The organism is Archangium sp. (assembly GCF_036388035.1).
Taxonomy (GTDB): domain Bacteria; phylum Myxococcota; class Myxococcia; order Myxococcales; family Myxococcaceae; genus Archangium.
Map to the genome: position 1 here is coordinate 1 of NZ_DASVSO010000193.1, position 7564 is coordinate 7564.

At 69.5% G+C, this 7564-nt stretch carries 8 protein-coding genes; 3 read left to right on the forward strand and 5 right to left on the reverse strand.

Translation table 11 applies throughout. The annotated features are described in order from the left end of the window. Nucleotides 1–190: 190 nt before the first annotated feature. The gene (locus VF697_RS08575) at nt 191–517 is read right to left on the reverse strand and encodes a hypothetical protein (protein WP_331093126.1); all 327 of its coding nucleotides are present in this window, start codon (nt 515–517) and stop codon (nt 191–193) included. Nucleotides 518–672: 155 nt separating this feature from the next. On the opposite strand from VF697_RS08575, the gene VF697_RS08580 reads away from it, so the two are divergent. From VF697_RS08580 to serA, 3 genes are all read left to right on the forward strand, one after another. After that, entirely contained in the window at nt 673–1050 is a 378-nt protein-coding gene (locus VF697_RS08580) for an STAS/SEC14 domain-containing protein (RefSeq protein WP_331093127.1), read from the forward strand. 149 nt (nt 1051–1199) lie between these two features. Further along, the gene (locus VF697_RS08585; protein WP_331093129.1) at nt 1200–2888 is read left to right on the forward strand and encodes a serine protease; all 1689 of its coding nucleotides are present in this window, start codon (nt 1200–1202) and stop codon (nt 2886–2888) included. A 116-nt stretch (nt 2889–3004) separates the two neighbouring features. After that, nucleotides 3005–4255, forward strand: a complete 1251-nt coding sequence (gene serA / locus VF697_RS08590; protein ID WP_331093131.1) for a phosphoglycerate dehydrogenase — start codon at nt 3005–3007, stop codon at nt 4253–4255. Here the strand turns inward: serA and VF697_RS08595 are convergent. The 4 genes from VF697_RS08595 to VF697_RS08610 form a co-directional block, all read right to left on the reverse strand. Next, on the reverse strand, nt 4252–4845 hold the full coding sequence (locus VF697_RS08595) for a Uma2 family endonuclease (protein WP_331093133.1): 594 nt from the start codon (nt 4843–4845) through the stop codon (nt 4252–4254). The two genes, serA and VF697_RS08595, sit on opposite strands and share 4 nt — an antisense overlap. Before the next feature lie 222 nt (nt 4846–5067). Continuing rightward, nucleotides 5068–6468 (reverse strand): FAD-binding oxidoreductase, encoded by a 1401-nt coding sequence (locus tag VF697_RS08600; protein WP_331093135.1) that lies wholly within the window; start codon nt 6466–6468, stop codon nt 5068–5070. A 110-nt stretch (nt 6469–6578) separates the two neighbouring features. After that, nucleotides 6579–6863 carry a hypothetical protein gene (locus VF697_RS08605; RefSeq protein WP_331093137.1) on the reverse strand — a complete coding sequence of 95 codons (285 nt, stop codon included), beginning with the start codon at nt 6861–6863 and terminating at the stop codon, nt 6579–6581. A 79-nt stretch (nt 6864–6942) separates the two neighbouring features. Then, nucleotides 6943–7564: SRPBCC family protein (locus VF697_RS08610; RefSeq protein ID WP_331093138.1), on the reverse strand; the 622-nt coding region annotated here is incomplete at its 5' end.

A 7564-nucleotide genomic window follows, 5' to 3' on the forward strand; every position in this document is an offset into this window, starting at 1 on the left:
CTCGCGTGCCAGCACGGGCCTCATGATTCCAAGGGGTTGGCCCTTCCTCTCCGACGCCTCACGCCGGAAGGCTGGAACATTTTCAGGCGGGCAGGAGCCGTGCTCGGGGCCTGTTCGACGCGAGGAATCTGAAAGAGAAGACGCCAAGAAGGACGCGGCCCCGAGGCCCGGGCGCTCGCGCTCCGGGCCCTCACGCCCGGAGCGGCTTCACGCTCTCGGGGCACTCCCAGTAGGTGTACTCGCACGTGGCCGCGGCCGGGTCGCACGGCACCTGCACCACGGTGATGAGCTCGCACGGGTGCGTGGGCACGCCGGGCTCCAGGCCCACCGGTCCCGACGCGGGCGGCGGGGCCGTGACTCCGTTGCCGCCGAGCGGACGGTTCACCTGCCGGGACGCCCCACCCCGCAGCTCCTCCTCGTGCTCGGGCGCGGCGGGCTCCCACATCAGGTACACCACCGGCAGCAGGGCTGGCGCCGTCCCCAGCACCGCACTCAGCACATAGAGCTTCGTGTTCATGATTCCCCCTCTCCGGCTGAGAACCCCTCACGCCCTCGGGCGCGGCGGTTCCGGTCCAGCCCCAGAGACGGACGCGGCCACGAGGTCTGACAGGGGTTTTCGACGCGGGCCCCTCTGAGGTTAGAGTGCGCCGGCACCCCGGAGCACAGCAACGCATGCCCTTTCAGATCAACGTCCACGAGGCAGACCGCATCATCGACGTCGTCTACCCGCCCCAGCCCACGGCGGAGGACGTGACGGACTATCTCAAGCGCATCCGCGAGACGATCGCCCGCATGGGCGGCCCCTGGAGCGCGCTGGTGGACCAGGGACAGCTTCGGGTGATGCCGCCGGAGATGGTGGCCACCATGGCCAGCCTCAACGCCTTCGCGCAGCTGCACGGCATGATGCGCTCGGCGCGCGTGGTGCATGATCCCGCCTCCGGCCTGCAGGCCTGGCGCATGACGAAGCAGGCCATGCTCACCATCCCCACGCGCACCTTCGAGACGCGCGAGGCCGCGCTCGCCTGGCTTCGCAACCCCGACGACGAGTAGCCCGCTCCACCCCGCGGGCTGTCGGCTCCCGCACGCTCCGTCAAACGATCGTCTCGGTACGGTTTCCTTGGGGCATCATGCGCTTGCCAGACTTCCTGGTCTGGCACGTTTTCCCACCCCTCAGGAAACCAAGACAGGAGCGATTCCCCATGCGACATCCCAGGCCCGGGTTCCAGGCACGTCCCCTCGTGGGCGCGCTGGTGTGCGCCCTCACCCTCGCGGCGGGCTGCGGCCCGGCGGAGGAGCGGGAAGCGGTGAAGGGTGAAGAGGCCCCTTCGCTCGGCACACAGGAGAAGCCGGTCGTCTACGGCACCGACAACCGGCAGGACGTGTACGCGCACCTGGACGCCACGCTGCGGGCGCGCGCGCAGCAGGCCACGGTGGCGTTGATGAACCCGTCGGACTTCAACGCGACGGACCCCAATCACGTCACCTTCCCCGGCTCGACGCTGGGCAGCGCCTACAACCTCTGTACCACCGAGCGCTTCCGGGATGACCCCACGGCGGCCTTCTGCTCCGGCACGCTGATCGACGACGACCTGGTGCTCACCGCGGGCCACTGTGTCACCAGCGCCACGGACTGCACCAACACGCGCTTCGTCTTCAACTACTACCGGCCGGCGGCGGGCGCGCTGCAGACCGTCACCACGGCGGACATCTTCAGCTGTGCCTCCATCGTGGCGCGCCAGCAGGGCACGGTGGGCACGCAGAACCTGGACTACGCCGTCATCCGGCTGGACCGGTCGGCCGCGCCTCGCTTCACCCCGGCGCCGGTGCGCTCGGGCAACACCGCGCTGGCGGCCGGACAGAACGTGGCCGTCATCGGCAGCGGCAGCGGCATTCCCTTCAAGATTGACTCGGGCGGCTCGGTGCGCGACGCGCGCTCGGCCACGCTGGACTACTTCGTGGCCACCACGGACACCTTCGGTGGCAACTCGGGCTCGGGCGTGTACGAGACGAGCACCTACACCGTGGCGGGCATCCTCGTGCGCGGCGAGACGGACTACGCCGCCAATGGCACCTGCAAGGTCGTCAACGTGTGCGGCGAGACGGCCTGCCGCGGCGAGGACATCACCTACGTCTACCCGGCCCTCCGCGCCTTCTGCACCGCCGTCAACAACGACAACACCCGGCTGTGCAGCGGCCTGCCCCCGCCGCCGCCGCCTCCGGCCAACTCGTACGCCTACACCGCCACCAACACCAACAGCGCGCAGCAGAACACGGTGGACAAGACGCTCACGTTCGCCGCGGGCGACGTGGTGGAGGTGGGCACCTGCGGCCTGGAGGGCGCCGCCGTCTCCGGTGACAGCTACCTGCGCTTCAAGAACGCGGCGGGCACCGAGGTCGCCTCCAACGACGACGGCGGCACGTGCGGCGCCGGCGCCCGGGGCTCCTACTTCAAGTACACCGTGCCGGCGGCCGGTGCGTTCACCATCCGCGGCGGCTGCTACTCCACCGGGAGCTGCGGCGGCACCGTGGTGTGGAAGGTGACGCCGGGCGGCGGCACGGGCGGCGGCATCAGCGGCTCGTTCGCCTTCAACGCCACCAACACCAACAGCGCCCAGCAGAACACCGTCAACAGGGACGTGATGCTCACGGCCGGCCAGGTCATCAAGCTGGGCACCTGCACGGTGGCGGGCGCCTCCGGCACCGGCGACACCTACCTGCGGCTGTACGGCCCGTCCGTCACGCAGGTGGCCTCCAATGACGACTCCTGCGGCTCGCTCTCGTACCTCACCTACACCGTCCCGGCGGGCGCGGGCGGCACCTACCAGCTCCGCGCCGGCTGTTACAAGGGCACCAGCTGCAGCGGCACGGTCGCCTACACCATCCAGTAGGCCACACCCCTGACGCTCCGGTGGCTCGGGGTCGCTCGCCCTCGTGACGGGCGGCCCCGCTTTCCCCCAACCGACGCTTGACAGTCTGGAGGGCGGGATCTAACGCAAGATGTCATATGAGCACCTCCCCGTTCCCCTCGCCCTCCATCCCGGTGTCCATCGACGGTCCCCTGAAGGTCCTGCTGCTGGAGAACATCCACGTGTCCGCCGAGGAGATGCTCGCGGCGGAGGGCTTCTCCGTGGAGCGGCTCAAGGGAGCGTTCAAGCCCGAGGAGCTGGAGGAGCGCATCCAAGGCGTGCACCTGCTGGGCATCCGCAGCAAGACGAACGTCTTCGAGCCGGCGCTGGCCAAGGCCCCCAACCTGCTGGCGGTGGGCGCCTTCTGCATCGGCACCAACCAGGTGGACCTGAAGTCGGCCAACCGCCACGGCGTGCCCGTCTTCAACGCGCCCTTCAGCAACACGCGCAGCGTGGCGGAGCTGGTCATCGCGGAGATCATCATGCTCACGCGCCAGCTCGGGGACCGCAGCCGCGAGGTGCACGCGGGCCAGTGGCGCAAGGTGGCGACGGGCAGCCACGAGGTGCGCGGCAAGACGCTGGGCATCATCGGCTACGGGCACATCGGCTCGCAGCTGGGCGTGCTGGCCGAGGCCATGGGCATGCGCGTCATCTTCTACGACGTCATGACGAAGCTGCCGCTGGGCAACACGCGCTCCATGCCGACGCTGAATGACCTGCTGGAGAACTCGGACTTCGTGACGCTGCACGTGCCGGCCACGCCGTCCACCGAGTGGATGATCGGCGAGACCCAGCTCAAGCGGATGCGCCCGGGCAGCTACCTCATCAACGCGAGCCGGGGCACGGTGGTGGACATCCCCGCGCTGGCCCGGGCGCTCAAGTCGGGCCACCTGGCGGGCGCCGCGGTGGACGTCTACCCCGAGGAGCCGGAGACCAACAGCGACGGCTTCGTCACCGAGCTGCAGGGGCTGCCCAACGTCATCCTCACCCCGCACATCGGCGGCTCGACGGAGGAGGCGCAGGCGGCCATCGGCAAGGAGGTGGCCACCTCGCTCATCAAGTACGTGAAGGCCGGAGCCACCACGGGCGCGGTGAACTTCCCGCAGGTGGAGGCGCCGCTGATTCCGGGCACGCACCGCATCCTCAATGTGCACCGCAACGTGCCCGGCGTGCTGCGCGACATCAACAAGATCGTCTCGGACCTCAACGCCAACATCCACGCGCAGGTGCTGAGCACCGACGCGAACATCGGCTACCTGGTGATGGACCTGGACCAGGACGTGGCCAACCCGGTGTGCGAGGCCATCGCTGGCCTGAAGACGGACATCAAGACGCGCATCCTGTCCTAGCGCTCCACCGGCTCGGGCGCCTCGGAGAACCAGAGGGCCTCCAGCTCCAGCTCGAGGGCCTCGAAGGGCTCGGCACGGACGCGGGCATTGCCGCTCCAGGAGCCCTTTTCCAGCCACTCGCCCCCGTGGAGCCGCAGGACTTCCAGGGTGCGGAGCACTGGATCCACGAGCCAGAGGTGCTCCACCCCCTCCCGGGCATATATCTGCTTCTTGAACGTCCGGTCGATCCGGGCTGTAGAGGGAGAGAGCACCTCGCAGACCCAGTCCGGAGCGAGGGTGAAGTTAGAAACGCGGGAGCGCATGGGCATGCGCGAGCGCCGCCAGCCCGCGACGTCCGGCACCAGTACGTCCTTGCCAAAATGAAGTTCCGGCTCGATGAAGAACCACCAGCCGCCCGGGCCACCCCGCCCGCGCTGGAAGGGCTCAAAGAAAACCCCGATGAGCGCAGAACTGGCCGCCGAGTGGTCGCTCGCCGGCCTGGGCGATGCGATGAGTTCCCCACCAATGAGTTGCCCCACCATGTGTGGCGGAAGAGCAACGAGATCCTCGTAGGTGGCCTCACGATGAGGGGGCTGCTTCTCCTCCGTCATCTCAGCGCGTCCTCTCCAATCGGTTGTTCCAAGGCTCAGCATCTTCCCTCCGCGTCCGCCACGCCAGTCCCCCGGGAGCGCTGAGGCGCATGAGCACGGAGCAGGACGGAAGCCTGCTCGCACACCTCTCCCCATCAGGAGACACGTTGTCTCCTGTCACACTACTTCATGAGTCACCTGCTGGCAACCTGTTACGTCGAGGCAGGCAGGTAACCTCCTACGTCACACGTCGAGGATCTTCCCTGGGTTGAGGATGTTGTTCGGGTCCAGGGCGCGCTTGAGCGTGCGCAGCATGTCGAGCTCCGCCTGCGAGCGCGAGAAGGACAGGTAGTCCTTCTTGAGCAGGCCGATGCCGTGCTCGGCGGAGATGCTGCCGCCGTGCTTGCGCACCAGCTCGAACATGGTGGGGTCGGCCTTCTTCGTGTGCGCGAGGAACTCGGCCTTCTCCAGCTCGTCGGGCTTCATGATGTTGATGTGGAGGTTGCCGTCCCCGATGTGGCCGAACAGGGCGATCTCCCACCCCGGGTAGCGGGCGCTGAAGACCGCGTCCAGCTCGGAGCAGAAGGCCTCCAGGTTGGACACGGGCAGCGACACGTCATTCTTGTGCGGGAGCCCCGTGGCGGACAGGCTCTCGCTGATGCCCTCGCGCAGGGCCCACAGCTCGCTGGCCTGCGAGGGGCTCTGCGCCATGGTGCCGTCCGTCACCAGCCCGCGCTCGAAGAGCGAGCCCAGCCAGCCCTCCACCTCGGCCGGGTCCTTGCCCTCGGCCTCCATCAGCACGTAGCAGCCGCTGGGGGCCTCGAAGGGCGAGCGCAGCTTGCGGTGGCGCTGCACGCGCGCCAGGCACTTGTCGGTGAAGAACTCGTAGGCGCTCAACAGCAGCGGGGCGCGGCGGGCCTCGCGGAACAGCCGCAGCACCGCCGCCACGTCCGGCACCGCGAAGAGGAACACGTCCTGCTTTCCCGGCAGGGGCGCCAGCTTGAGCGTGGCCTCGGTGATGATGCCCAGCGTGCCCTCGCTGCCGATGAAGAGCTGGCGCAGGTCCGCGCCGGTGTTGTTCTTCTCCAGCGCGCCGTTGAGTTCCAGCACCTCGCCCCGGGCCGTCACCACCTGCAGGCCCAGCACCCACTGGCGCGTGAGGCCGTAGCGGATGACCTTCACCCCGCCCGCGTTGGTGGCGATGTTGCCACCCACCTGGCTCGAGCCCTTGGAGGCGAAGTCCACCGGCCACGTCAGGCCGTGCTCGGCGCAGTGGTGGTGCACGGCCTCGGTGATGGCGCCCGCCTGCACGCGCACCGAGTTGCCGAGCAGATCGATCGGATCCATCCGGGTCATCCGCCGGAGGGACAGCACCAATTCGCCGCGCGAGGCCACCGCGCCGGCCGCCAGGCCCGTGCGCCCCCCCGAGGGCACCACCGGCACCCGGTGCTGGTGGCACAGGGCCATCAGGCGCGCCACCTCGTCCGTGGTGCGCGGGAAGGCCACCGCGCTGGGAGCGGGAGGATAGACGCGCGTCCAGTCGCGCCCATACTCCTGGAGCTCACTGGGCTCGCGCGTGAGGAAGTCCGAGGGAAAGCCGTCGGCAACGGCACGGAGGAATGCTTCGGGAAGCACGTCGGCCATGGTGGGAAGCAGTAGTGCAGGGCCCCGCCCGCCGCAAGCCGACAAGCAGGGCGGAGAGCGCTTTCAGTCCTCCCGAGCCCATGTGGGGAGGGCGTGGGCTGGGACATGACCTACTGGCACCTCCCGTCCATGCAACGGCGAGTCGCGCACTGCTCCTCCCGCGAGCATGCGAAGCCCCCGGCTCCCAGGCAGAGGTTGTCCTCCGTGCAGATCAGACCCTCCCCACAGCGGGGCTCCTGCTGCGCGCACAAGGCGCCGAGCCCGGGAAGCGGGTTGCCGCGCAGGAAGAAGGACACCACCACCAGCAGGACGAAGGCCAGGCCTCCGCCCAGGAGTCCCACGAGCCACCAGGGAAAGGGGGGCCTCGGCGGTTCGACATGGGTATCACCAGGCATCGCTACGCTCCTCGTGGACGCGAACAGGGCTCAGCCTGGCACTTACCATCGAAGCAGCGCGTCGAGCCGCCTCGTCCCGCTACGGCTGGGTGGGCGTCGCGGACGCGCCCGCCGGTGCCGGCGCCGGTGCGGGCTCACCCGCGGGAACGGTCGGCGCGGAGGCAGGCTCGTCCGAGGGAGCCGCCGTGCCCTGCGCCGGCTCACCCATGGGCGGAGTCGTGGTCGCCGTCGTGGGAGCCATCTCCCCCGGAGCGACCCCGGGCGCGCCCTCCGCCGCGGGAGCGGGCGGCGTCCCCTCCGCGGGAGGCGTCACTCCCGGCGAACCCTCCGCGACAGGCGGAGTGGGCTGCGCGGAAGCGGGCGGCTGCGATGGAGCCGCGGCCTGCTCCACCGGGGCGGGCGTTGGCTCGGGCTGCGTCCCGACGGGGAGCGGATGGGCCTCCACCTGCTTCTTGAGGCCGGCCAGGGCCTCTTCCAACTTCCCACCGAGCGCCGGCTCGAGGAAAAGCACCACGTAGTGTTTGAGCGGATTGCCGCCGAGGTCTCCCTCGTCCGTCCACGTCACCTGGGTGCCCTGGCCCGCGGGTGCGAAGGAGATGCGGCCGTGAATCACATACCGACCCTGCTCCAGCGCCATGTCATAGGCCACGCCCGTCTTCGGATCCGCCTGGGTGAGGGAGAGCGTGCCGTTGCCCACCTCC